The organism is uncultured Arthrobacter sp., assembly GCF_947495145.1.
In the GTDB taxonomy this organism is placed as follows: domain Bacteria; phylum Actinomycetota; class Actinomycetes; order Actinomycetales; family Micrococcaceae; genus Arthrobacter_D.
In genome coordinates this window covers 1-1,014 of the sequence record NZ_CANLXP010000050.1, presented here as the reverse complement: position 1 = coordinate 1,014, position 1,014 = coordinate 1, and the positions used below count along the sequence as shown (strand labels likewise).

1 protein-coding gene is annotated in these 1,014 nt (G+C 61.7%); it reads right to left on the bottom strand.

The window, feature by feature from the left end; genetic code table 11:
* Window positions 1–858: IS21 family transposase (gene istA, locus Q0877_RS17055; protein ID WP_299170045.1), on the bottom strand; the 858-nt coding region annotated here is incomplete at its 3' end.
* Window positions 859–1,014: the final 156 nt, after the last annotated feature.

Genomic DNA, 1,014 nt, shown 5'->3' with positions numbered 1-1,014 from the left:
CTCCTGGGGGATTTCCAGCGTGGCCCGGTGCACCCGCGAGTTCACCTCCTCCATAAACACCTCACAGGCCGCTTCCAGCTCGGCGAAAGACGCGTATTCCGGCAGCAGGTTCGTATCCTGCGGGACCAAGTCGGCTTTGGCGATCTTGACCGCGTTTTCCGCCCCGCCCTTGGACGCCGGGTCAGCTGGCAGGCACGTTTGCAGCGAGGTCGAGTAGTGCCTGGCGAACGCCACGATCTGGTGGTTGCGGACCGGGATCCCGGCGACGTGCTCGACCGTGACGGTCTTCTCGTTATCGGTCAGAACGTAGGTCGGGACCCCGCCTATCAGGCGAAACGCCCGGTCCAGTGCGGCGAACACGCTTGGCATCGTCTTATCTCGCAAAGCGATCACGATCCGGAACCGCGAGAAGGCCAGCCAGGCTACGAACAGTACGGTTTTCACTCCGTCAACGACAGGCCCATCCCCGTAGTCATACTGAAGCCAGAGACCTGGCTCCGGAGTCCAAGGTCGGTGCACGCGCACGTTCCGGGCCCGGTATTTCGCTTTCAGTTCAGCAAGCGTGGTCCTGGTCGTCCGCTCACACCCGGTGAAGCCCAAAGCCACGAGTTTCTCATGCACCACGTCGCCGCGGATCTTCCCGCGGGACTGCTCCACCCAAGAGATTATCTGCGGCAGAAACGGGTCGGTCATCCGGCCGCGTCGCCGTGCCACCGGCGCCTGGGCGCCGTCCTGACGGGCCTTCACATACGAGCGCACAGTGTTGTGCGATACGCCGCAGATCTTCGCGGCGTCCCGGTACGACCGGGTCAAATCGTAAGCAGCTAAAATTTCCATGAACTCTCCTGGAGACTTCACAACGAGCCCCTTCCTTCCCACGAACGGGTGAAATACAGACGATTGGCATCGCTATTTCACCGCGGAAGGAAGGGGCTCTCCTCGTAACGACACGAGGGATGGACAAGGGAATCCCAGCACGCCAAGCCACACACCGTGGCCTACTGCTGTCCAAAA